This window comes from Mesorhizobium sp. M0001, assembly GCF_040324255.1.
GTDB lineage: Bacteria > Pseudomonadota > Alphaproteobacteria > Rhizobiales > Rhizobiaceae > Mesorhizobium.
On record NZ_JAMYVS010000001.1, the window covers coordinates 541191 to 565299 of the forward strand.

22 protein-coding genes and 1 tRNA gene are annotated in these 24109 nt (G+C 63.4%); 13 read left to right on the forward strand and 10 right to left on the reverse strand.

Going from position 1 to position 24109, the window contains the following annotated elements:
* Positions 1-4 precede the first annotated feature (4 nt).
* The 8 genes from NKK50_RS02575 to NKK50_RS02610 all read left to right on the forward strand — a co-directional run bounded on the left by NKK50_RS02575 (position 5) and on the right by NKK50_RS02610 (position 9107).
* Complete coding sequence (locus NKK50_RS02575) at positions 5-826, forward strand: biotin--[acetyl-CoA-carboxylase] ligase (protein ID WP_023670806.1); 822 nt, start codon at positions 5-7, stop codon at positions 824-826.
* Positions 827-858: 32 nt separating this feature from the next.
* Complete coding sequence (locus NKK50_RS02580; protein ID WP_023744672.1) at positions 859-2532, forward strand: ribonuclease J; 1674 nt, start codon at positions 859-861, stop codon at positions 2530-2532.
* Between the two features lie 97 nt (positions 2533-2629).
* A complete protein-coding gene (mce, locus tag NKK50_RS02585; protein ID WP_023744673.1) occupies positions 2630-3034 on the forward strand; it encodes a methylmalonyl-CoA epimerase in 405 nt (134 codons plus the stop codon).
* Positions 3031-3315 (forward strand): DUF1467 family protein, encoded by a 285-nt coding sequence (locus NKK50_RS02590; RefSeq protein WP_023833861.1) that lies wholly within the window; start codon positions 3031-3033, stop codon positions 3313-3315. The genes mce and NKK50_RS02590 overlap by 4 nt, the downstream gene beginning before the upstream one ends.
* A 728-nt stretch (positions 3316-4043) precedes the next feature.
* Positions 4044-5372 carry a proline--tRNA ligase gene (gene proS, locus NKK50_RS02595; protein ID WP_023833860.1) on the forward strand — a complete coding sequence of 443 codons (1329 nt, stop codon included), beginning with the start codon at positions 4044-4046 and terminating at the stop codon, positions 5370-5372.
* A gap of 104 nt (positions 5373-5476) precedes the next feature.
* Positions 5477-6715: a lipoprotein-releasing ABC transporter permease subunit gene (locus tag NKK50_RS02600; protein ID WP_027050260.1), complete on the forward strand. Its 1239-nt coding sequence runs from the start codon at positions 5477-5479 to the stop codon at positions 6713-6715.
* Positions 6712-7395 (forward strand): ABC transporter ATP-binding protein, encoded by a 684-nt coding sequence (locus NKK50_RS02605; protein WP_023690966.1) that lies wholly within the window; start codon positions 6712-6714, stop codon positions 7393-7395. Before NKK50_RS02600 ends, NKK50_RS02605 begins: the two co-directional genes overlap by 4 nt.
* Positions 7396-7856: 461 nt before the next feature.
* A complete protein-coding gene (locus NKK50_RS02610) occupies positions 7857-9107 on the forward strand; it encodes a peptidase M50 (protein WP_023700369.1) in 1251 nt (416 codons plus the stop codon).
* Between the two features lie 19 nt (positions 9108-9126).
* Here the strand turns inward: NKK50_RS02610 and lipB are convergent, their stop codons facing one another.
* On the reverse strand, positions 9127-9870 hold the full coding sequence (lipB, locus tag NKK50_RS02615; protein WP_352543072.1) for a lipoyl(octanoyl) transferase LipB: 744 nt from the start codon (positions 9868-9870) through the stop codon (positions 9127-9129).
* A gap of 338 nt (positions 9871-10208) precedes the next feature.
* On the opposite strand from lipB, the gene NKK50_RS02620 reads away from it, so the two are divergent.
* Positions 10209-10293: transfer RNA gene (locus NKK50_RS02620), tRNA-Leu, on the forward strand.
* A 200-nt stretch (positions 10294-10493) separates the two neighbouring features.
* Here the strand turns inward: NKK50_RS02620 and NKK50_RS02625 are convergent.
* Together NKK50_RS02625 and NKK50_RS02630 are read right to left on the reverse strand one after the other, a co-directional pair.
* Complete coding sequence (locus NKK50_RS02625; RefSeq protein ID WP_081726058.1) at positions 10494-10727, reverse strand: GcrA family cell cycle regulator; 234 nt, start codon at positions 10725-10727, stop codon at positions 10494-10496.
* Positions 10728-10962: 235 nt separating this feature from the next.
* Positions 10963-12042 (reverse strand): sensor histidine kinase, encoded by a 1080-nt coding sequence (locus NKK50_RS02630; RefSeq protein WP_023685214.1) that lies wholly within the window; start codon positions 12040-12042, stop codon positions 10963-10965.
* 400 nt (positions 12043-12442) lie between these two features.
* On the opposite strand from NKK50_RS02630, the gene NKK50_RS02635 reads away from it, so the two are divergent.
* Positions 12443-13375, forward strand: coding sequence for a TauD/TfdA dioxygenase family protein (locus NKK50_RS02635; RefSeq protein WP_023833859.1), 933 nt, complete (start codon positions 12443-12445; stop codon positions 13373-13375).
* Between the two features lie 27 nt (positions 13376-13402).
* On the opposite strand, the gene sucD is transcribed toward NKK50_RS02635, so the two are convergent.
* From sucD to NKK50_RS02660, 5 genes are all read right to left on the reverse strand, one after another.
* A complete protein-coding gene (gene sucD, locus NKK50_RS02640) occupies positions 13403-14302 on the reverse strand; it encodes a succinate--CoA ligase subunit alpha (protein WP_023712719.1) in 900 nt (299 codons plus the stop codon).
* Positions 14303-14430: 128 nt separating this feature from the next.
* Entirely contained in the window at positions 14431-15615 is a 1185-nt protein-coding gene (locus NKK50_RS02645) for a malate--CoA ligase subunit beta (protein WP_023833858.1), read from the reverse strand.
* An 18-nt stretch (positions 15616-15633) separates the two neighbouring features.
* Positions 15634-16608, reverse strand: a complete 975-nt coding sequence (locus tag NKK50_RS02650; protein WP_023690973.1) for an HpcH/HpaI aldolase/citrate lyase family protein — start codon at positions 16606-16608, stop codon at positions 15634-15636.
* Positions 16609-16618: 10 nt separating this feature from the next.
* Positions 16619-17809, reverse strand: a complete 1191-nt coding sequence (locus tag NKK50_RS02655; RefSeq protein WP_352543073.1) for an aminotransferase class V-fold PLP-dependent enzyme — start codon at positions 17807-17809, stop codon at positions 16619-16621.
* A gap of 145 nt (positions 17810-17954) precedes the next feature.
* Positions 17955-18620: a response regulator transcription factor gene (locus tag NKK50_RS02660; protein ID WP_023741623.1), complete on the reverse strand. Its 666-nt coding sequence runs from the start codon at positions 18618-18620 to the stop codon at positions 17955-17957.
* Positions 18621-18887: 267 nt separating this feature from the next.
* Here NKK50_RS02660 and mgtE point away from each other — a divergent pair, with 267 nt between their 5' ends.
* A complete protein-coding gene (mgtE, locus tag NKK50_RS02665) occupies positions 18888-20306 on the forward strand; it encodes a magnesium transporter (RefSeq protein ID WP_023741622.1) in 1419 nt (472 codons plus the stop codon).
* Positions 20307-20464: 158 nt separating this feature from the next.
* Entirely contained in the window at positions 20465-20851 is a 387-nt protein-coding gene (locus NKK50_RS02670; RefSeq protein ID WP_023685221.1) for a MerR family transcriptional regulator, read from the forward strand.
* 308 nt (positions 20852-21159) lie between these two features.
* On the opposite strand, the gene NKK50_RS02675 is transcribed toward NKK50_RS02670, so the two are convergent.
* Both NKK50_RS02675 and NKK50_RS02680 read right to left on the reverse strand, forming a co-directional pair.
* The gene (locus NKK50_RS02675; protein ID WP_031246111.1) at positions 21160-21666 is read right to left on the reverse strand and encodes a methyltransferase family protein; all 507 of its coding nucleotides are present in this window, start codon (positions 21664-21666) and stop codon (positions 21160-21162) included.
* The gene (locus NKK50_RS02680) at positions 21663-22673 is read right to left on the reverse strand and encodes an acetyltransferase domain-containing protein (protein WP_352543074.1); all 1011 of its coding nucleotides are present in this window, start codon (positions 22671-22673) and stop codon (positions 21663-21665) included. The genes NKK50_RS02675 and NKK50_RS02680 overlap by 4 nt, the downstream gene beginning before the upstream one ends.
* 233 nt (positions 22674-22906) lie before the next feature.
* On the opposite strand from NKK50_RS02680, the gene NKK50_RS02685 reads away from it, so the two are divergent.
* A complete protein-coding gene (locus NKK50_RS02685) occupies positions 22907-24106 on the forward strand; it encodes an MFS transporter (RefSeq protein ID WP_023670787.1) in 1200 nt (399 codons plus the stop codon).
* Positions 24107-24109: the final 3 nt, after the last annotated feature.

Below are 24109 nucleotides of genomic sequence, written 5' to 3' on the forward strand. Positions count from 1 at the left end.
CCGGATGGCATTTCGGCTGGCTCCAACCTCTGAGACGGAAGGGTTCCGGCTCGAGGCGCATGACAGTGTGGGTTCCACCAACACGCTGGCGCTGGACCATGCAAGGGCAGGCGATCCCGGCAAATTGTGGGTCGTTTCCAAGAAGCAGGAAAGCGGCCGTGGCCGCCGCGGCAGGGCCTGGGTATCGCCCGAGGGCAATCTGGCGGCGACATTGCTGGTCATCACCGGCGGTGAGTTGCGTCTGGCGGCGACGCTGGGCTTCGTCGCCGGCCTGTCGCTGGCCGATGCGCTCGACGCCGTGGTGCCGAAGGGCAGGATCGCCATCGGCCTCGACGGCGCCAGCCAGGGGCAGAACCGCTTCGAGCTGAAATGGCCGAACGATGTGCTGGCCTCCGGCGCCAAGCTGGCCGGCATCCTGCTGGAATCGGCCATTCTCGATGGCGGCCGTTTCGCGGTGGCGGTGGGCATCGGCGTCAATGTGGTGGCGCATCCGCCGGATTTGCCGTATCCGGCGACATCGCTTCAGGCACTGGGCGCGACATGCGACGCCGAAACGCTGTTCTTGGCGCTGTCCGATGCCTGGACCGACAATGCCCGGCTGTGGGACGACGGACGCGGGCTCGACGCCATCCGGCGTCGCTGGCTGGCGCGCGCGGCGGGGCTTGGCGGCGAGGTTGCTGTCAGGATTGACGGGAATGTGGTGCGCGGTACCTTCGAGACCATTGACGCGGACTGCCGTTTCGTGATCCGCGATGATGAGGGGTCGGTCGTGACGGTAGCCGCCGGCGACGTGCATTTCGGCGCCGTCGCGTCGGCAAAGATTTAGGGCTGGTCGCAAGGGCCGGGAAGGGAAATTTGATGGCGAAAGCGCAAAACGCCGAACTCGTCTTCGTGCCGCTCGGCGGCGTCGGCGAGATCGGCATGAACTTCGCCCTTTACGGCTATGGGCCGCCTAGCGCGCGCGAGTGGATCGTCGTCGATGTCGGCGTGACCTTTCCCGACGCAGCGCACCCGGGCGTCGACCTGATCCTGCCCGATACCCGCTTCATCGAGGAGAACCTCGCCGGCCTGCGCGGCATCATCATCACCCATGCGCATGAAGACCATTACGGGGCGCTGCTCGACATCTGGCCGAAGCTGAAGGCGCCGGTGTGGATGACACCGTTCAGCGCCGGCCTGCTGGACGCCAAGCGCCAGGGCGAGCAGGGCGCGCCGAAGAAAATTCCGGTGACGATCTACCGGGCAGGCGAAACATTCACTGTCGGCCCGTTCTCGATCGAGGCCATTCCGGTGGCGCACTCGATCCCCGAGCCGATGTCGCTGGCGATCACCTCGCCGGCCGGCACCGTCATCCATACCGGCGACTGGAAGATCGATCCGGAACCGACGATCGGTCCGAAAACCGACGAGGCGCGGTTTCGCGCCTATGGCGACAAGGGTGTGCTGGCGCTGGTCTGCGATTCGACCAATGCGCTCAGGGAAGGCGAATCGCCGTCGGAAGTGGCGGTCGGCGAAGGCCTCAGGGGCGTCATTCAGAGCGCTGTCGGCCGTGTCGCCGTCACCACCTTCTCCTCCAATGTCGGACGCATCGTCTCCATCGCCAAGGCGGCGCGCGATGCCGGCCGCCAGTGCCTGGTGCTCGGCCGCTCGCTGAAGCGGGTCATCGATGTCGCCGGCGAACTCGGCTACATGGACGGGCTGCCGGAGTTCATCGCCGAAGAGGATTTCGGCTTCATCCCGCGCGAGAACCTGGTCATCATCTGCACCGGCAGCCAGGGCGAGTCTCTGGCGGCGCTGGCAAAACTTTCGCGCGACGAGATGAAATCGGTGTCGCTGACGGCGGGCGACACGGTGGTGTTTTCCTCACGCACCATTCCCGGCAACGAGAAGGCGATCCTCGAGATCAAGAACCGCCTAATCGACCTCGGCATCAAGATCATCGAGGATGGCGACGCGCTGGTGCATGTCTCCGGCCATCCCCGCCGCAGCGAATTGCGCAGGATGTATGAGTGGGTGCGGCCGCAGATCGGCGTTCCCGTGCATGGCGAAGCCGCGCATCTGGTGGCGCAGGGGTCGCTGATGTCGACCTCCGGCATCGGCCAGGTGGCGCAAGTGCGCGACGGCGACATGCTGCGGCTGGCGCCGGGTCCGGCCACGATCATCGACCAGGTGCCGTTCGGCCGCATCTACAAGGACGGCAGGCTGATCGGCACCGACCAGGCGATGGGCATACGCGACCGGCGCAAGTTATCCTTCGCCGGCCATGTCGCGGTCAATGTCGTGCTCGACGACAAATATGAGCTCGCCGGCGATCCAGACCTGGTCGCCATCGGCGTCGCCGAGGCCGATGCCCGCGGCGACAACATGGAAGATCTGATGCTCGACGCGGCCGTCGGCGCGGTGGACTCGATCCCTCGCCAGCGCCGCAAGGACCTCGACCTGGTGCAGGAAGCGGTGCGCCGCGCCGTGCGCGGCGCCGCCAACGAAGCCTGGGGCAAGAAGCCGCTGGTGACGGTGTTTGTGACGAGGTGAGGGAATAGGCAGTAGGCAGTAGGCAGTGGAGAAAAATGCAGATGTATCACTACTGCCTACTGCCCATTCCCTACTCCCTTAACTTGTGGAGCACTTCATGCTGGGACGCCTGAACCATGTAGCGCTTGCCGTGCCGGACCTGGCCGCGGCGATCGCGGCCTATCGCGATACGCTTGGCGCGAAGGTCACCGCGCCGCGGGCTTTGCCCGAGCATGGCGTGACGGTGGTGTTCGTCGATGTCGGCAACACCAAGATCGAACTCCTGGAGCCGCTGGGCGAGGGGTCGCCGATCGCGGCCTTTCTGGACAAGAACCCCTCGGGCGGCATGCATCATGTCTGCTACGAGGTCGACGACATCCTTGCCGCGCGCGATCACCTCACAGCGAGCGGCGCCCGCGTGCTGGGCGACGGCAATCCCAAAACCGGCGCTCACGGCAAGCCGGTGCTGTTCCTGCATCCCAAGGATTTCTTCGGCACGTTGGTCGAACTGGAACAGGCATGAGCTGGATTTCATTTGCCGCGCTGTTCTTCATCACCTGGTGGCTGATGTTGTTCATCGTGCTGCCGTTCAGCGTCAAGACGCAGGATGAAGACCAGGACGTGACGCTGGGCACGGTTGCGAGCGCGCCGCGCGGACCGCATATGCTGCGCGCCGTGATCCGCACCACCATCGTCACGGCTGTCGTCATGGGGGTTTTCTACGGCCTGACGCACGGGCTGGGCTACAGCCTCGACGAAGTCCCGCACATCATCCCCGAAGCCACCCAGGCGCCGGCTAACTAAAACCTGTTTCTGCCGATGGATCGGGTGGGTTTGTGCCTGTTTCGGAGCGCCAAACTCGGGTTTTGGCTCACCAGCTTGCGATGCGCAATCGGCGGCCAGGCATAGCCCACCCGCATTAGAATCACGGCTGGGTATCAGGCTGACGCAAGCTCACGTGATTTGGGAACAGGTTGATCTAACCAGATGATCGGGCAAAAAAAATGCAAGGCACAAGGCCTTGCAATTTAAACGCGTTCCGATCTGTTTTCCGGTTTCCGGCGGCAGCGGGTAACCGCGCCTAGATCGCATCCTCCCAAGACTTTGACCGCGTAGGAGAGCAGATTTTTCTCCACCCTCTCGGTTATCGGGGCACACTAGCCTAACCCTGATGAAATTGTCACGCAGAATTTTGCCCGCAATCGGGCAATCTGTGCTGCAGTGCACAATAGTGCGGCAGGCTTTGCTTGCGAAACGAACAACACCGGGGCTGCCGCCTTAATCTGGTCAGGTGTGCCGCGTCGCCCGGACGCGCAAAGCGTGTGTGAGCACTTCGGAGTCAGGGTCATCATTTTGCATCAAAAGCATTATCGTTTTCGGTGCGAAGGTCTTTGGAAGAAGAATCGATTTTTGCGATTTCGGACCGATGCGGCCGGTCGGGTTTCCATTCCGTCACGAAATAGCTATGAAGCCGGGGCAAGCAAGCCAGCCGCGCCGATTCCGGCGCAGCCTCCTCTCTCACGGACCTGTCCATGCGTTTGTCGCAGTTTTTCCTGCCCATCCTGAAAGAAAATCCGCGCGAGGCCGAGATCGTCTCGCACCGGCTGATGCTGCGTGCCGGCATGATCCGCCAGCAGGGGCAGGGCAGCTTTTCCTGGCTGCCGCTGGGCAAGCTGGTGCTCGACAAGGTCTGCCGCATCATCCGCGAGGAGCAGAACCGCGCCGGCGCGCTGGAAATCCTGATGCCGACCATCCAGTCGGCCGATCTGTGGCGCGAAAGCGGCCGCTATGACGACTATGGCAAGGAGATGCTGCGCATCAAGGACCGGCAGGACCGCGACATGCTCTACGGTCCGACCAATGAGGAAGTGGTCACCGAGATCGTGCGCGCCTACGTCAAGTCGTACAAGGACTTGCCGCTCAACCTCTACCACATCCAGTGGAAGTTCCGCGACGAGGTGCGGCCGCGCTTCGGCGTCATGCGCTCACGCGAATTCCTGATGAAGGATGCCTATTCCTTCGACCTCGATTTCGAGGGCGCGAAGGCCGCCTATAACCGCATGTTCGTATCCTATCTCCGAACGTTCACGCGCATGGGGCTGCAGGCCATTCCGATGCGGGCCGACACCGGGCCGATCGGCGGCGATCTCAGCCATGAATTCATCATCCTGGCCGACACCGGCGAGAGCCAGGTCTATTGCGACCGCGAATATCTGTCGCTGCAGGTGCCCGGCGAGAAAACCGACTTCGGCAATGACGGCGAGATCGCCGACATCGTCAAGACGTGGACGATGCCTTACGCCGCCACCGACGAGATGCATGACGAGGCGGCCTGGGACAAGCTTGGCGAGGCCGACCGGGTCTCGGCGCGCGGCATCGAGGTCGGCCACATCTTTCATTTCGGCCACAAATATTCCAAGCCCATGGGCGCCAAGGTGACCGGGCCCGACGGCAAGGATCATTTCGTTTCCGGCGGCTCCTACGGTATCGGTCCGTCGCGGCTGGTGGCAGCGATCATCGAGGCCAGCCATGACGATAACGGCATCATCTGGCCGGAAGCGGTGACGCCGTTCGACATCGGCCTGATAAACATGAAGGCCGGCGACGCCGAGTGCGACCGCGTCTGCGGCGAGCTCTACGCCGCCTTCACCAGCGCCGGCAAGGATGTGCTTTACGACGACACCGACCAGCGGCCGGGCGGCAAGTTCGCCACCGCAGACCTGATCGGCCTGCCCTGGCAGGTGATCGTCGGGCCGCGCGGCGTGGCCGCCGGCGAGATCGAGATCAAGAACCGCCGGACCGGCGAGCGCGATACGCTGCCGGTCGCGGAGGCCAGGAAACGCTTCGGTGCAACCGCATGAGCGAAGCCGCGGCAGCGAAGTCTTCGGTAGCCCAGTCTCCGGTTGGCAAGTCTCCGGTCGCCAAGTCTCCGGTCACCAAGTCTCCGGTCGCCGGCCCGTTCTCCATGTTCGAACGCATGGTCGCCTGGCGTTATTTGCGGTCGCGCCGCAAGGAGACGGTGATCTCGGTCATCGCCTCGATCTCCTTCCTCGGCATCATGCTAGGCGTCGCCACGCTGATCGTCGTCATGGCTGTCATGAACGGGTTTCGAGCCGAACTTCTGACCCGCATCCTCGGCGTCAACGGCCATCTGATCGTGCAGCCGCTGGATTCGCCGCTTGAGGACTATGCGCAGGTCGCAGCCCGCATCAACGGCGTGGCCGGCGTCAAATACGCGATACCGCTGATCGACGGCCAGGTCCTGGCGCAAGGCAATGTCGGCGGCGGCATGGGCGCGCTGGTGCGCGGTATCAGGGCCGAAGACCTCGGCAAGATCGCCATCGTCGCCCAAAACGTCAAGCAAGGCACGCTTGACGGCTTCGACTCCGGCGATGGCGTCGCCATCGGCAAGCGCATGGCGGAGAATCTCGGCCTTGTGCTCGGCGACACCATCACGCTGATCTCGCCGGACGGCGATGTGACGCCGATGGGCACGACGCCGCGGCTGAAGGGCTACAAGGTGGCGGCGATCTTCGAGGTCGGCATGTCGGAGTATGACAGCTCCATCGTCTACATGCCGTTTTCCGAAGCGCAGCTCTATTTCAACATGGACGGCAGGGCGCAGACGATCGAGATCTATGTCGACAATCCCGATAATGTCGACGCGCTGAAACCGCTGGTGGATGCGGCGGCGCAACGGCCGATCGACATGGTCGACTGGCGCCAGCGCAACGAGACGTTCTTTTCAGCACTGCAGGTCGAGCGCAACGTCATGTTCATGATCCTGACGCTGATCGTGCTGGTGGCGGCGCTCAACATCATCTCCGGCCTGATCATGCTGGTGAAGGACAAGGGCCACGATATCGCCATCCTGCGCACAATGGGCGCCTCGCGCGGCGCCATCCTGCGCATCTTCCTGATGACGGGTGCTGCGATCGGCGTCACCGGCACGCTGGCCGGCGTGCTGCTCGGGGTGCTCATCTGCACCAACATCGAATCCATCCGCCAGTTCTTCTCCTGGATGACCGGCAAGGTGCTGTTCAATCCGGAACTCTATTTCCTCAGCCAGCTGCCGGCAAAGATGGACCCGCGCGAGACCACCTATGTCATCCTGATGGCGCTCGGCCTGTCCTTCCTGGCAACAGTGTTTCCGGCATGGCGCGCCGCACGGCTCGATCCGGTCGAGGCCTTGAGATACGAATGAAGTCCGAGATCATTATCGAGCTGAAGAGCGTCGAGCGGCACTATGTCCAGGGGCCGCGCAAGCTCACCATTTTGAACGGCGCCGACTTTTCGCTGAAACGCGGCGAGATGGTGGCGCTGGTGGCGCCGTCGGGCACCGGCAAGTCGACGCTGCTGCACACGGCGGGCCTGCTCGAGCGCCCCGACGCCGGCGACGTCATTCTGGCCGGCCGCGCCTGCGGACGGCTCTCCGACGACGAACGCACGGCAATCCGCCGCAACGATGTCGGCTTCGTCTATCAGTTCCATCATCTGCTGCCGGAGTTTTCGGCGCTCGAAAACATCATGATGCCGCAGCTGATCAAAGGGCTTTCGCGCAAGGAGTCGTCGGAGCGCGCAGCACAGCTGCTCGACTATATGCAGATCGGCAAGCGCGCGTCGCACCGTCCGTCGGAGCTGTCCGGCGGCGAACAGCAGCGCGTCGCCATCGCCCGTGCCGTCGCCAATGCGCCCTTGCTGCTTTTGGCCGACGAGCCGACCGGCAATCTCGACCCGGTCACCGCGTCCTATGTCTTCGAGGCGCTTGGCGCGCTGGTCAAGCAGTCCGGCCTTGCCGCGCTGATCGCGACCCACAATCACGAACTCGCCTCGCGCATGGACCGCCGGGTGACGTTGGCGGATGGCAAGGTCGTTCCGTTGTAGGCCCCAACTTCCTCATCCTAGGGTCTGCGCCGCGTCGCTGCGCTCCTTGCTCCGCCCTAGGATCACGAAGTGATTGGTGCGTGTCCCGATCGCAAAGGCATGGGATGCGCCCTGCGTCAGCACTGCCGTCACCCCGTCAACCTTTCCTTAACCCTGCCCAAACCGGCTGTCAGGATTCGTCGGCATGCCGCTTTCCGCTCATTGACTTTCGAACAAAGTTAGAACAAAATACGAACATATCAACAACAGGAGAGAGTTATGAGCGATCTTGTTCAGGACGTCGTTTCGTTGGTGTGCATGAGTGCGTTTCTGGTTTCCATGGCTGTCTGGATCGGCGCCATGTGATGCAACTGCGGTTCGCCGCACTGTTTTAGGCGGGCAGGAAGGCGCTGTGCCGTTAAGCCTTTCTTGCCGCCATGACGCTAGGCTGCCCCGCCAAGACAGGGAGCAAAAAACCTCAGGTGTCGCCGATCGTGACGGCCCTTCTCGTGGCCGGTAATCTCGGACTGATTTTCCTTCTGATGACCGCGCCGCTCGGTTTGCGCACGGTGCGGCTGAGCCGCGTGGTTGCGGTGGACCGGCAGCGCCTCTGGCAGGCGCTGTGGCCGCTCGGCAGCGATGCCGGCTGGTCCGGCGAGATACTCTCGGCCCAGCCGCTGGACGGGCAGGGCACGGCCCGCATCCTGCTGTCCTGGGAGGGCCGGGACGGCCAGCCGATCGAGCGAAGGTCGCGCTTCGAGGACGTCGTCGAAGGCAGTCGTTTTTCGATGCGGGTCATCGAGGATACCGCGCTCGACGCGTCGTTCTGGAAGGATTTTTATGAGACCACCGAACTCACCTCGGAAGGTGCCGGCACGCGGGTGACGCTCAGTCAGACCGATCGCTATCGCGGCGTCGCCTTCCTGGTGTTCCGCTACTTCGCCATGCGCCGCGAGCTCGGCAAGCTGGAGATCTGGGCGAGGACCGGACAGTATCGCAAGGGCGGCTGGTTCGAGCATCCGCTGAGCCAGGTCGGTTTCGCCGTTCTGTCGGCTTTCATCCTTTGGCCGTTCTTCGGGCTCAATCTCGGCGGCCTGGCGCTGGCCGCGATCCTGACCTCGGTGGTTGCCCTGCATGAGCTCGGCCACATGGCGGCCTTTCGGCTAACCGGTCATCGCAAGGCGCGGATGATCTTTATCCCGCTGCTCGGCGGCATCGCCATTGGCGGCCGGCCTTATGACAGCCGCTTCGAGGTCGCCTTCGTGGCGCTGATGGGCGCTGGTTTTTCCGCGTTCCTGGTACCGCTGCTGATCGTCGCCAGCGGGCTCGCATCCGGCGAGGGACATCGGCTCGCCGCGGCCCTTCTGGCGACGCTTGCCGGCTTTGCCGCGCTGTTCAACATCGCCAATCTGGTGCCGGTGTGGAAATTCGACGGCGGTCAGGTGCTGCGCCAGATCTGCCCGGGGCCGGTCGCCCTGGCGCTCGCCTCGTTTTCCCTGCTCTCGGCCTTGCTATGGCTTGGCTGGCTGGCCGGCTTTTCCCAAAGCTTTCTGCTGGTGGCGGGCGCCGTCTTTGCCATCCTCAGCCTGATGACAGTGGGTAGCGGGGTAAAACCGCGCCACGAATTGAAGCCGATCCGCATCTTCGACCGTTTCGCCATGGCCGGCGCGCTGCTGGCCGTCTTCGCCATTCACGGTTTCGGGCTGTTGTGGGCCTCGGCGCGGTTGCTTTGAGCGTTGGTCAAGGCGAGACTCAGCCGGCCTTGCGAGCCGGTTCTGCAGAAGTTGACTCCGCTGCCCCGAAAACATCCTCGAAGGCGGATTTCAGCGCCAGGTCGAAATCGCCCATGGTCACGGGCAGGCCGAGGTCGACGAGGCTGGTGACGCCGTGATCCGGCACGCCGCATGGCACGATGCCGCTGAAATGGCTGAGATCCGGCTCGACATTGACGGCAATGCCATGAAAGCTCACCCAGCGCCGCAGCCGGATGCCGATGGCCGCGATCTTGTCTTCAGCCGGCGAGCCGTCGGGCAGGGACGGGCGCTCGGGCCGCACCACCCAGACTCCGACGCGGTCCTCGCGGCGTTCGCCGCGCACATTGAAGGCGGCAAGCGTGCCGATGATCCACTGCTCGAGCGCGGCGACGAAGGCGCGCACATCCTCGCGCCGGCGCTTCAGGTCAAGCATGACATAGGCAACCCGCTGCCCCGGCCCGTGATAGGTGTATTCGCCGCCTCGCCCCGCGGCAAAGACCGGGAAACGGTCGGGGTCGATCAAGTCCTCGATGCGGGCGCTGGTGCCGGCGGTGTAAAGCGGCGGATGCTCGACCAGCCAGACCATCTCGGCGGCCGCACCCGTGCGGATCGCCTCGGCGCGCGCTTCCATCAGGGCCAGCGCATCGGTGTAGCCGGTCAGGCCGGGCTCGATGCGCCATTCGACCGGCGCCGAAGCCGGCAAGGGCAGGAACGACGTGGCGATCTGGCTGCGTTCGGTCATGGCTTTTTCGTTTTTCGCGTGACGCACGCCGGCTTGGCGAAACCGGCTTGCGCTCTGGGGCCAAATGCATTTGCCCTTCATATGGCGGTATCCGGCTGAAACGTCCAGTTCGCCACGCATTTCGGCCTTCGCGCACGACCCCGAAGATAGGAACGATCTTCGGAAAGGATCATGCGCCAAATCAAAGTGCTGCAGCGTCCTTTGCGCGTCCCACAGGACGCGCGGCGCTGTAGAGGCCGATATGCCAATTCGCGGCGATTATTGCGCGCCGCGCCCTTGTTTCGCAGGAAACGATTTGCTACACGCCGCGAGCCGGTTCGTTCCGGCTCCTACCACGGGCGGTCGTGGCGGAATTGGTAGACGCGCAGCGTTGAGGTCGCTGTGGGGCAACCCGTGGAAGTTCGAGTCTTCTCGACCGCACCATAATTTTTCGGCCATTGAAATCATTGCGGCTTCTCAGGCCGTCGACGCCAAATCATCGCCTTTGGCGCTTGAACCGGCCGCAGCAGAGTTGCAACAAGAGGTCGCAGAGCCGCACGCGAACGCCGCTTGGCTCGCACCGGCCAGCCTCCTGCACCTGAGTCCCCGGCTTTGCCGGTGGCGGGGCAGGGGATGTGGTTGACCTAAGCGGCGCGTCGTTGCGGGAAATGGAGACCCGGACGGGCTCGACGAGGGTCAACGGCCGTCACGACGGTGTGGTGGTGATCGCAGTAGACGCGATCCGGCGACGTCGGCCCGGCACAAAACCGGTAACCACCGGGTACCGACCGGTCTTCGCTCACCGGGAAGCGGCACTGGTGCAGGCCTAGCTGAATGAGGGGGACGTCTCTCGACGCTGGTCTGATATTTTCACGCATGATGGTTTTCAGTTTCCTGGTTCATAGCCATTGCCGGCTGACGGCCGCGATGCGACCGGTCGGAGCGAGCTTCTCTCGTTTTGGAGGGCTGTGGACCACATATGGTGCTGATAGCACCGTCAAAGAAGCCCGGCGCCCCGCTTCTGCAGCCAAATCGTTTGCGACTTAAGGCCACACCCGCGAGCGCCCGAAGCACCTGTCCGGCCGGGATTTGCCGGCGCGCCGTTGCATAGCCTCAGTCCGTCGCCGCCGATCGCTTGAAGACGATGGTGACCCTGGTTCCCTCGCCGGCACTCGACTTGACGTCGAATTGCGCCTTGGCATTTTCGGTCAGCGACCGCGCGATCAAGGAGCCGAGCTTGCCGGGCCTGGGCCAGGTCTCACCCGTCGGCAGACCGATCCCATCATCGGCGACAGTCACCCGGCAACCATCGCCGCTGACGACGCTGTGCAGCGTGATCGTGCCGCCATCGCGCCCGACGAATGCATGTTTGAGAGCGTTGGTCAGCAACTCATTGACGACCAGGCCTGTCGGCATGGCAACGTTGATGGATACCGGATAGGTATCCACCTTAAGGTCGAGGCGGATACCTTCGACTGCGTGCGACGCCATGACGGCGGACGCGATCTGGCTAAGGTACACGCCAAGATCCACCTCATCCTTCTGCTGGTCAGCCGACAAGGTCTGGTAGAGGATTGCCAATGCGTCTACCCGGCCGGCAAGCCTTTCGAAACGCTTCTGGTCCGGTTCGGTGGCGTTGCGGGTTTCCATCCGGATCAAAGCGGTGATCATCTGCAGATTGTTTTTCACCCGATGCTGCAGTTCGCGCAACAGGGTGTCCTTCTCCCGGATGAGCTCCTCCGCGGGTCGCGCGTCCTCGGTCTCACCGTGTGCCGTGACGTCGACAAGCGCCACCAGCCGGAAGCAGAGCTTGCCGTTGTCGTCCTCGATAACGTTGGAATAAACGTCGACGATTGCCGGCTTGTCCTCGCCGCGCTCGAGGCGAAACGTGCCGACGAAATCGGTGTCTTCAACGACAGCCTCGGCGAGCGGCCTGTCCTTCTGCCGATGAAGCCCCCTGCCGGAAAGGGCCGCCCAGTTTTCCCGCGCAAGCTTCGGCGCCTTGAGGTCCGAGAGCTTCTCGAATTCGGGATTGGCGTAGACGACACGTTCCTTCGCGATCAATTCCGAGACGGCGATCGCGATCGGCATCTGGTCGAGAAATTTCTTGAACTGGTCGCTTTCCAGCGCGGTGGCGAGGTCAGGCGTATCGAGCAATTGCTCGACAGCGTCAGCCTTATCGGAGTCTGTCATCTCGGCGCCTGCGTGATGCGTGGAAGCCATCAATATCAGGCATGCAATTCACCCGCCATCTCCAATATCGAAGGGGATACGACAGCGTCACTACTGGTGCGGGCCGCGTCGCGCAGCGCTCCACCGCCTGCCGCTCACGAACGAATTGGACAGAAGGCATTTTTCTCAGGGCCGCCGAACTTTGAAAAGAAATGTCTATGGAATTTGTAGAATTACGCTTTGAATGGGATCTCGGTACTGCTCGCAAGCCTTGGCGGCCTTCGCCTCCTGAGTTGAGATCAGTGCTCTCGTTGCCAAGCAAGTCGGCTCCCGATGAGGGAGTTGCTCCGCCGATCGCTATGCGGCCGGCAGACGGCGGAGCATTGCCACCAGCCCCGCGGCTTTAGAGGAAGAGGTTCCCATGACCGGACTTACCCCCGTAGAGCAGATCATCCCGGATGCCGATATTGTCCCGCTTACCGGACGCGTCGGCGCAGAGATCAGGAACATTCGGCTCTCCGGCGACCTGCCGCAGCAGACGGTCGCGGCGATCAACCAGATCCTGTTGCGGCACAAGGTGGTGTTCTTCCGCGACCAGGCGCATCTCGACGATGCCGGGCAGGAGCGCTTTGCCCAGCGTCTCGGCGACCTCGTCCCGCATCCGACCCAAGGTCCCGTCAAGGGAACGGCGTCCATTCTCGAACTCGATTCCAGCCGTGGCGGCGGTCGCGCCGACCAATGGCATACCGATGTCACCTTCGTCGACGCCTATCCGAAATTCTCCGTTCTTCGCGGCGTCGTCATACCGCCGGCCGGCGGCGACACCATCTGGTCGAACACCGCGGCCGCCTATCAGGACCTGCCCGAGCCGTTGAAGCTGCTGGCCGACAATCTCTGGGCGGTGCACAGCAACGCCTACGATTACGCCGCGGTGCGGCCGCGTGCGAGTGCTGCGGAAAAGAAGCACTTCGAGGAAATCTTCACCTCGACGATCTACGAGACCGAGCATCCCGTCGTCCGCGTCCATCCCGAAACAGGCGAGCGCTCGCTGCTGCTCGGCAATTTCGTGCAACGGCTGATCGGTCTTTCCAAAAGCGATTCGGCGAAGCTCTACGAGGTGTTCCAGTCCTATGTCACGGCGCCGGAGAACACCGTGCGCTGGCGCTGGAAGGCCGGCGATGTGGCGATCTGGGATAACCGCGCGACGCAGCACTACGCCGTCAACGATTACGGCGACCAGCACCGGGTGGTGCGTCGCGCCACGGTCGACGGCGACATTCCGGTCAGCGTCGACGGCCGCCGCAGCGCCACCCGCACCAAGGTCGCGAAGCCGGCAGCCGACAAGGCGGCATGAGGCGCGGTCGAACGCGAAGGCCGCTGTTCAGGCGGCCTTCTTCATACGTGATAGTGTCTCTGCAACCACCTCGCCAAACGACGACGGCGTCGGCACGATGATCACCCCGGCGTCCTTTAGAATCTCGACCTTCTCCTGCGCCGACTCGCCGAAGGCCGAGATGATGGCGCCGGCGTGGCCCATGCGGCGGCCTTTGGGGGCGGAGAGGCCGGCGATGTAGGCGATCAGGGGCTTGCGCATATTATCGCGCGCCCAGATCGCGGCTTCGGCTTCCTGCGGTCCGCCGATCTCGCCGATCATCACCACCGCGTCGGTGTCGTCATCCTGTTCGAACAGTTTCAGCATGTCCTTGAAGGACGAGCCGTTGATCGGGTCGCCGCCAATGCCGACGCTGGTCGAGACGCCGATGCCGAGCGACTTCATCTGCGACGCCGCCTCGTAGCCGAGCGTTCCGGAGCGGCCGACAATGCCGACGCGGCCAGGCAGATAGATGCTGCCGGGCATGATGCCCATCAGCGCCTGTCCGGGCGTGATGACGCCGGCGCAGTTCGGGCCGATCAGCCGCATGCGGTCCTCGTAGCGGTAGCGCAGCATGTAGCGCTTGACCTGCATCATGTCCTGCGACGGGATGCCGTCGGTGATGCAGACGCAGAGTTTTATGCCGGCGTCGGCCGCTTCCATGATGGAATCGGCGGCAAATGGCGGCGGCACGAAGACGATGCTGGCCTCCGCGCGGGTCTCGCGCACCGCGCCCTTGACCGTGTTGAAGACAGGCAGGCCGAGATGCTTCTGGCCGCCTTTGCCGGGGGTGACGCCGCCGACCAGCTTGGTGCCGTAGCGCTTCATGTCCTCGGCATGGAAGCTGCCGATCTTGCCGGTGAACCCCTGGACGATGACGCGGGTGCTGCGGTTGAGCAGGATTGCCATTTTCTCGACCTCCCTAGAGCATGATGCCGAAAAGTGTGAAGCGGTTTTCGGACGACATCATGCTCCATCTGTTTGATTTTAGAGACGGATTCAGATTTCAGGTCGATTCGACCTGAAATCATCCGGCTCTAGGCTGCTTTTTTCTTGATGGCCGCGCGCCATGCGGCGACGGCCTTTTCGGCGGCTTCGGCCAACGTGTCGGCGACGATCACCGCCTCGCCGGAATCAGCCAGGATGCGGCGGCCTTCCTCGGCCCTGGTGCCGGAGAGACGGACCACCAGCGGCACGTTGACGCCGACCTCGCGTATTGCCTTGATGATGCCTTCGGCGACCCAGTCGCAGCGGTTGATGCCGGCGAAGATGTTGACCAGGATGGTCTCGACATTCTTGTCGCCGAGCACGGCGCGGAAGGATTTCGCCACCCGCTCGGGCGAGGCGCCGCCACCGATGTCGAGGAAGTTGGCCGGTTCGCCGCCGGCGATCTTGATCATGTCCATGGTCGCCATGGCGAGCCCTGCGCCATTGATGATGCAGCCGATGTTGCCGTCGAGGCCGACATAGGAGAGGCCACGGTCGCTGGCAAAAGTTTCGCGCGGATCTTCCTGGCTTTTGTCGCGCAGCTCGGAGATTTCCGGCCGGCGGAACAACGCGTTCTCGTCGAACGACATTTTGGCGTCGAGCGCGATCAGATTGCCGTCGCGGGTCACCACCAGCGGATTGATCTCCAGCATCGAGGCGTCGTAGTCGCGGAACACCTGATAGCAGGCGAAGATGGTTTCGGTCGCCTTGCCGATCAGATTGTGGTCGAGGCCGAGCCCGAAGGCGATCTCGCGCGCCTGGAAACGCTGCATGCCGACGCCGGGATCGACCGATGTGCGCAGGATGGAGTTCGGTGCCTTCTCGACGATGTCCTCGATCTCCATGCCGCCGGCAGCCGAAGCCACGATCATGACGCGCTCTTCCTTGCGGTCGAGGACGAAGCCGACATAGAGCTCCTGCGCTATGTCGACGGCTTCCTCGAGATAGAGGCGCGAAATCAGCTTGCCGCGCGGGCCGGTCTGCTGTGTCACCAGCTTGCGGCCGAGCATGGCTTCGGCGGCGTCGGAGATTTCCTCGTCATTGGCGCATAGCTTGATGCCGCCGGCCTTGCCGCGGGCGCCGGAATGCACCTGCGCCTTCAGCACCCATTTGCTGCCGCCGATCTCGCGCGCCCTGTAGGTTGCCTGCTCGGGGCTGTAGGCCAGCCCGCCGCGCGGCACATGCACGCCGTGGCGTGCCAGCAGTTCCTTGGCCTGATATTCGTGGATGTCCATTTTGTCCTCCCTGAACGGTCAATGCGTGGCGACGCGCGGCTCACTAGAGAATTGACCGGCGCGTTCGATTGCCTCGTTGACCACCAGAACATTGCGCGCCATGCGTTCCGACGCGGCGTCGATCATCTTGCCGTCGAGGGCGGCCGCGCCCTTGCCCTGCGCCTCCGCCTCCTTCAGCACTTCGAGGATGCGCCGGGCGCGGGTGACCTCTTTTTCCGGTGGAGAGAAGACGTCGTTGGCAAGCGCGATCTGCGAGGGGTGGATCGCCCACTTGCCTTCGATGCCCAGCGCCGCCGCGCGCCTGGCGCCAGCGATGTAGCCCTCCGGATCGGAGAAGTCGCCGAACGGCCCGTCAATGGCGCGCAAGCCATAGGCGCGGCAGGCGACGGTCATGCGCGACAGAGCGAAATGCCACTGATCGCCGGGATAGTCGGGGTTGAGGCCGCCAATGTTGACCGTGCGCGCCTTGCAGCTTGCCGCATAGTCGGCGACGCCGAAATGCATTGCTTCCAGCCGGCCGGGTGTCGCGGCAATCGCCTCGACATTGGCCATGCCGAGCGCGGTCTCGATCAGCGCTTCGAGGCCGACGCGGGTCCTGAAACCCTTTGCCATCTCGATCTGGTTGACCATGGCCTCGACCATGTAGAGGTCGGCCGGCACGCCGACCTTCGGCACCAAAATGGTGTCCAGCCGGTCACCGGCCTGCTCCATGACGTCAACCACGTCGCGGTACATGTAGTGCGTGTCGAGGCCGTTGATGCGCACCGAGACGGTCTTGCCCTTGGCGCGCCAGTCGATGTCGTTGAGCGCCTGGATGATGTTCTTGCGGGCGCGTTCCTTGTCGGGCGGGGCGACCGCATCCTCGATGTCGAGGAAGATGAAGTCGGCGGCGCTGTTGGCCGCCTTGTCGATCATTTCCGGGCTGGAGCCTGGAACCGCCAGCTCGCTGCGCTGCAGCCGTAATTTCTTGAGGTGGTTGATGGTGTGGCTCATTGTCGGCTCCTCAGGCGGCTTCGGCGACCGGCACGGCGGCCGAGGCGCGGAAGTGCTGGATGGCGGCGCCGACGCCGGAGCCGGGCGCCAGCCGTACGCCGCAGTCGAGCAGCGCCATTTCGGCGGCCGAGAGCGAGGCCAGCACCATCACCTCGTTCAGCCAGCCGAGATGGCCGATGCGGAAGACCTTGCCGATCACCTTGTTGAGGCCGCCGCCGAGCGCGGTCTGGTATTTCTGGTAGGCGCGCTTGACCACATCGCCGCTGTCGACGCCGTCCGGCACCAGGATGGCGCTGACGGTGTCGGAGTGCCATTTCGGCGCCTTGGCGCAGAGCTTCAGGCCCCAGGCGTCGACCGCCTTGCGCACGCCTTCGGCGAGGCGATGGTGGCGGGCGAAGATGTTTTCCAGCCCTTCCTCGGCGATCAGGTCGAGCGAGGCGCGCAGGCCGCGCAGCAGCTGCGTAGCCGGCGTATAGGGGAAATAGCCGGCGTCGTTGGCGCGGATCATATCTTCGAAGGAGAAGAAACAGCGGCGGTGGGTGGCGCTCCGCGAGGCCACCAGCGCCTTCTTGCTGACGGAGAGGAAACCGAGGCCGGCGGGCAGCATGAAACCCTTCTGCGAGCCGCTGACCGCGCAATCGACGCCCCATTCCTCCTGGCGAAAGTCGATCGAGCCGATCGACGAGACGCCGTCGACGAAGAGCAAAGCAGGGTGGTTGGCGTCATCGAGCGCGGCGCGGCAGCCGGCGACGTGGCTGGTCACGCCGGTCGCGGTCTCGTTCTGCGTGCAGAAGACTGCCTTGATGCGGTGCGCCTTGTCGGCCCTGAGCCGCTCCGCATAGAGCTCGAGCGGCACGCCGGTTCCCCATTCGCAGTCGATGACATCGACCTCGAAGCCGAGCCGTTCGGCCATGTCGACCCACAGATGCGAGAACTGGCCGAAGCGCGACATCAGCACGCGGTCACCGGGGCTGAGCACATTGGTCATCGCCGCTTCCCAAACGCCGGTGCCGGAGGAGGGATAGATGAAGACGCGGCCGGTCTCGTTCTTGAACACCGTCTTGATGTCTTCGAACAGCGGCAGCGTGAGATCGGGGAAGGATGCTGCACGCATGTCCTCCATCGGCAGGTTCATCGCCTGCCGGACCTGTTCGGGGATGTTGGTCGGTCCGGGAATGAAAAGATGGATGAAACCGGCCATGTCGCGAACTCCTCCTGATCCAGCAAAGCGGTGAGGGGAGTTTCGTCTCGACGGCTAATGGCAACAACACCTCAAGGGGTAACATCTTGCCGCGCGCGGGTGGGGGTTGCCCACCCGGGTGACCTACCCGCGGCTCATCGCTTTCCTACCCGAACGGCTGGTTCTGGGTACGCCGCTCGCGCGCATAGAGCGCCACGGCCATCGCCCGGTTGCGGACGTCGAGCTTGTCGTAGAGATTCTTGAGGTGGTATTTCACCGTGTTCTCCGAAATCCCGGTGCGCGTCGCGATCTGCAAATTGGTCCAGCCGTCGGACAGCACGGCCAGCAGTTCGCGCTCGCGCACCGTGAGCAGCGACAAGGGTGTGTCGTTGACCTTGTTGATGTCGATGTAGGGGATGCATATGCGGCCATGCGCGACGGCCAGGATGGTCTCGAAGATGATCGCCGGATCGTCGAACTGGAAGCAGTAGCCCTGGGCGCCGAGCCGCACGCACTGCTTCAGGATGCCGATGTCGTGGTCGTTGGAAAACACCGCGATGCGCACGCCGAGCTTGCGGCTGTGAACCTCGGCCAGCACATCGGCGCCGTCCATGTCGGCAAGCTTCCACCCGATGATTGCGACGTCGAATTCGCCTTCCGCTGCCAACTCAAGAAAATGCCTGCCGCTTTGCACGCAGGCCAGGAGCTCGAAGCGCCCGTCGCAGTCCAGCATGTCGCGCAGCGCCGATATCACGAGCGGATTGCGTTCGGCGACGACCACGCGCACGCGCCGTTCCTCGATTGCCTTCTGCGTCTGCGACCTGATCTTCAAGGGCTTCCGGCTGTTCTGGTTGTCGCCTGGGCGGGTCCGGCCTTTGCCTGGACCTGCATCATGACAATTCTGCCCCAACCGTGCTGGGGTGCTCTTTCCCCAGCGACATGCGCTGTCGCGCCGCCTGAATCCTGGGCGGCGTCATATCCTGATGAAATCGCTCCCGGCCCATATGCAGGGCGGGGCGCATTTCGTTTGATATTCCCGTGCGTTGCGCGCTAGACCTGACAGGCACCTTTTCCGAAATTCCCATGGCGGGAGCCGCTGGTGGAACGCCAGGACGACCAGACGACCGGCGCCAAAGCCGCTGACGACGCCCACGCCGACATCTATGGCGAGGACGGCGCCGTCCTGTCATCATTCCTGGCCCAGATCGGGGCGGCGATCGCCGATCGCGATACGCTGACGCTGAAGCGCGAAGTCGACGACCTGCACCAGTCGGAACTTGGCGATCTGCTCGAGGCCCTGCACCCCGAACAGCGTCGCGCCCTAGTCGAACTGCTCGGCGCCGACTTCGACTTCTCGTCGCTGACCGAGGTCGACGAGGCGATCCGCCGCGATATCGTCGACAATATGCCCAATGAGCAAATTGCCCAGGGCATGCAGGACCTCGATTCCGACGACGCGGTCTACATTCTCGAAGACCTTGAAAAGGAAGACCAGGACGAGATCCTGTCGCAGCTGCCGTTCACCGAGCGGATCAGGCTGCGCCGCTCGCTCGACTACCCGGAAGAGACCGCCGGTCGCCGCATGCAGACCGAGTTTGTCGCCGTGCCGCCGTTCTGGACCATAGGACAGACCATCGACTACATGCGCGAAGACAAGAACCTGCCCGAGCGCTTCAGCCAGATCTTCGTCATCGATCCAAGCTTCAAGTTGCTCGGCGCCATCGACCTCGACCAGATCCTGCGCACCAAGCGCACGACCAAGGTCGGAGACGTGATGCACGAGACGAGGCACGCCATTCCGGCCACCATGGACCAGGAAGAGGCGGCGCGGGACTTCGAGCAATACGATCTTCTGTCCGCCGCCGTCGTCGACGAGAACGAGCGGCTGGTCGGCGTGCTGACCATCGACGACGTCGTCGACGTCATCCAGCAGGAGGCCGAGGAAGATCTGCTGCGCATGGGCGGCGTCGGCGACGAAGAGTTGTCCGACAGCATTCTTTCGACCTCGCGCTCGCGCGTGCCCTGGCTGCTGGTCAACCTGTTGACGGCGTTCCTGGCGGCATCGGTGATCGGCCTGTTCGACCGCACCATCGAGCACATTGTGGCACTGGCCGTGCTGATGCCGATCGTGGCCGGCATGGGCGGCAATGCGGGTTCGCAGACCATGACCGTCACGGTACGCGCGCTGGCGACCAGGGATCTCGACATCTACAATGCCGGCCGCATCATCCGCCGCGAAATGGGCGTGGGTTCCATCAACGGCATCATCTTCGCCGTGCTGATCGGCATCGTCGCGGCCGTCTGGTTCCGCGATCCCAATCTGGGCGGCATCATAGCGGCGGCGATGATCATCAATATGTTCGTGGCAGCCCTTGCCGGTATCCTGATCCCGCTATTGCTCGACCGGTTCAAGATCGACCCGGCGGTGGCGTCGGCGGTTTTCGTCACTACGGTCACCGACGTCGTTGGCTTCTTTGCCTTCCTCGGGCTGGCCACCTGGTGGTTCGCTATCCCTTGAGAAAGAGGCGTTGCGGGTTCAATTGACTTTTACGTAAATGTGGTGCGAGGCTTGCGCGGGGTTTCATGCCGAGTCCGGCTTGGAACGGGGTTGATCGGAATGCGTTGGAAATCCCGGGCGACCGGGCGTTTTCCGATGTTCCGACATTTGGAGCAAAGATGCGGGAATATTATTCGATCACCGAACTGACCCGCGAATTCGACGTGTCGACGCGGACGCTGCGCTTCTATGAGGACGAGGGGCTGGTGCAACCGGTCCGGCGGGGCCGCACAAGGCTGTTTCGCCCATCTGACCGGCATCTGATCCGTCAGATCATGCGCGGAAAACGGCTCGGCTTCTCGATCAACGAGATCCGCGAAATCATCCAGATGTACAAGGAACCGCCCGGCGAGGTCGGTCAACTCAACCTGATGATCAAGCGCATCGAGGAAAAGCGCGAGGATTTGCGCCAGAAGCGCCGCGATCTCGAGGAGACGCTGGCGGAGCTCGACCAGGCGGAGGAGTCTTGCGTCGAGCGGCTGGTGGAGTTGGGGGTAAATACCTGAGCGGATCGTCGAGCGTTTGCGCGCCCGTCGCAAACGTTCGCGATTAGCGGAGCCCTTCCACACTTCGTCATTCTAGGGCGAAGCAGGAGCGAGGCTCCGTCGCGGAGACCCTAGAATCCATTCCGTGACATTGGCCGTGGAGTGCAGCGGTGCAGAATTCTGGACGTGGCAACGCCTGTACGTCGCGGCATGGATCCTCGGGTCTGCGCTGCGCCGCTACGCTCCTTGCTTCGCCCGTGGATGACGAAGAGATGGGCGTTTCGGCTAGTCGCCAAGGCATGCGAACCCTGCCAGCGATCACACCCGCCTCAGATCCAGCGCCTGACCCGCTTCGCATAGTCGCGGTACTTCTTGCCGAATTTGGCGAACAGCACCTTCTCCTCGCTCTCGATGGCGACCTTCTGCGTTGCAAAAGCCGCGATCAGGGCCAGCGGCAGGAACCATACGATCCCCGAGACGAAGGCGACGCCGATCAAAAGCAGCGTGTTGGCCAGATACATCGGGTTGCGCGTGATGCCGAACGGGCCAGACGTCACCAGATGCTCCGGCACGCCATTGGGGTTCATCGTCGTTTTGGCCCGGATCATGGTGCGGATAGCGGTGAACCAGAGGGCTGCGACGGCAAACAGCACCACAAAGCCGGCGGCAAACAAAAGGTCGCCCAAGAGGTCGCCGATCCAGGGCAGGGGATAGAACAGGCCGAGCACGATGCTGATGGCGATGGCGGCGATGTAGATCAGCGGCGGCCACGGGATCAGCCGTGGTCTCGGTAGATCGGGTTTTGCCAGCCCGGGTTTTGCTAGCTTGTCGGTCATTGTTGCCCTCCCTGCGTCATCGGACTCTCCTCCGTCCTTGCGGTGCAGATGCCGGCGAGTTCACCGAGATGCGCTTTGAACTCCGGGGTCTGGTCACCATTGTAGAGCCGGTCGAATGCCGCTTCGCTTTGCAGCGTGTCCAGCATGCACACACAATAGCTGGTGCAGAACTCCGTGTCGCGCTGCTGTTCGCAGGATACCTGGCATTCCTTGAGGAAGACCACTTCCCGTGTCTCGACCGGCGCCGGCGCGATCTGCGAGAACAGCCAGACGCAGCCGAACAGCAGCGGCTGGTGAATCAGGTAGAAAGCCAGGCTGTGGCGGCCGATGAAGGTGAGCGGCCTGGTCCAGCTTCCCGATCCCAGCGTGGCCAGCCGCGCCAGCAGGCCGGTGGTGGACGCAAACTTTGCCGCGGCGATGCCGAGAAGCACGGCGCCGAACCAGGGAAACAGCGGCACGTAATCGTTGGAGCGCGGGTTGATCGCCGACAGGCCGACCCACCACAGCGCCGGATGATCGAAGGCTTCGGATCGGAGATAGAGGGGGACTGCGATCACCAAAGCTGCCACGAAAAACGTCAGCAAGGACGGCAGCCGCAAGAACAAAAGGCCGAGCAGGCTGGCCAGCGCGATCTCGTGCAGGATGCCGAAGAAGATGAAGCTGTCCGGCGTGATGAAGTACGTGACCGCCGATATAGCGGCGGCCGCGACGGCGACCATGGCAAAGCGTTTCCAGAAGCCGGTCCAGCGGATCTGCCTGCCATGCGCGAGAAACAGGCTGACGCCGACCAGGAACAGGAAGGTCGAGGCGATGCAGCGCGCATAGATCTTCCACCAGCCGACGGCGGTGAGGCCGGGATCGGTGTAGTGGAAATTTTCGAGATCCCAGGTGAAGTGGTAGCTCGCCATGGCGATCAGCGCGATGCCGCGTACGACATCGATGGCGACGATGCGCTTCGGTTGATCTCGCTTCAGTTGATCTCCAGGGGGTGCGGTATGGATGCTCATGGTCTCGCGATCTGATTCAGCCCCAAAGACGACTATCACGGTTGCACCGGACAAAAGAAGGCCGCCCTCTACGCTCCGGGTCGCGCCGTGCGGCTGCATCGGGCGGCGCTTTAGGCCAGAGCCGGAAAGCCTTTGGCCGAATTCGCTTTTTGCCGGGAAGGGGTCGGTTTCCTGTTACCGGCGGAGGAAGCGCCAGCGCAGATTTGACGCCGCGAGTCTGATTTGGGGATCAAATGTCCACCCATGTGCGCCATCCGATCTGGCTTCCGGCCCTGCGTCCGGCGGATGCCCGCACCTTTGCCTCGCTCTATGCGGTCGAATCCTTCGCCCGCGCCACGGTATCGAGCGTCATCCCGATCCAGGCTTATGAGATTCTGCACAACGAGCAGATCGTCTCGATCCTCTACACCATCGTGGCGCTGCTCGGCCTGTCGATGACCTTGTTCATGCCGATGTTGATCCGCAGGTTTGCCCGGCGCTGGGTCTATACCGCCGGCGCCTGCCTGCTGGCGATAGGCTCTCTGTTCTTCGTCACCCACACGCTTGCCGGGCAACTGACAGGCATGCTGTGCCGCGTCATGGGGGCGAGCGCCCTGTCGATCACGCTCAACCTCTACATCATGGACCACATCCGCAAGACCGATTTCATGCAGGCCGAATCGCTGCGCATGGCGTGGTCGATGCTGGCCTGGACCGGCGGGCCGACACTCGGCATCTTCCTCTACACACGCTACGGCATCTATGCCGCGCATGGCGCGGTCGCGGTGTTTGCGTTGGCCTTGCTGGCGCTGTTCTGGACCTACAGGCTGGGCGACAACCGGTCGATCCGGCCGGGCAAGACACGGCCGGCCAATCCGCTGGCCAATATCGGCCGCTTCGTAGCACAACCCAGGCTCAGGCTGGCCTGGCTGATCGCCTTCGGCCGCTCCTGCTTCTGGACGACGTTCTTCGTCTACGGGCCGCTGTTCATGGTGATTACCGGCGAGGGCAAGCTTGCCGGCGGCCTGCTGGTTTCGGCCGGCAATGCGCTGTTGTTCATGGCGATCTTCTGGGGCAAAGCGGGAAAACGCTTCGGCGGCCGGCGCACCATGACCTTCGCCTATTTCGCGATGTCGGCGACGCTGCTTGCGGCGGGCGCGGTCGGCACTACCGCGCCGCTGCTTACGGGCTTTTTCCTGCTCTGCGGCGCCTTCTTCACCATCGCGCTCGATGCACTGGGCTCGACCGCCTTCATGCGCTCGGTGCGGTCCTATGAGCGGGCGCAGATGGCCGCGGTCTACCGCACCTATCTCGACTTTTCCGAGCTGACGCCGCCGCTGGTCTATTCGGTGGTGCTGGCGTTTTTCGGCCTCGGCTCGGTGTTCGTGACGCTGGGCATTCTGGCCGCTGTTTGCGGCTTTATCACCTGGCGCTATCTGCCGAAGTCGCTTTAGTCG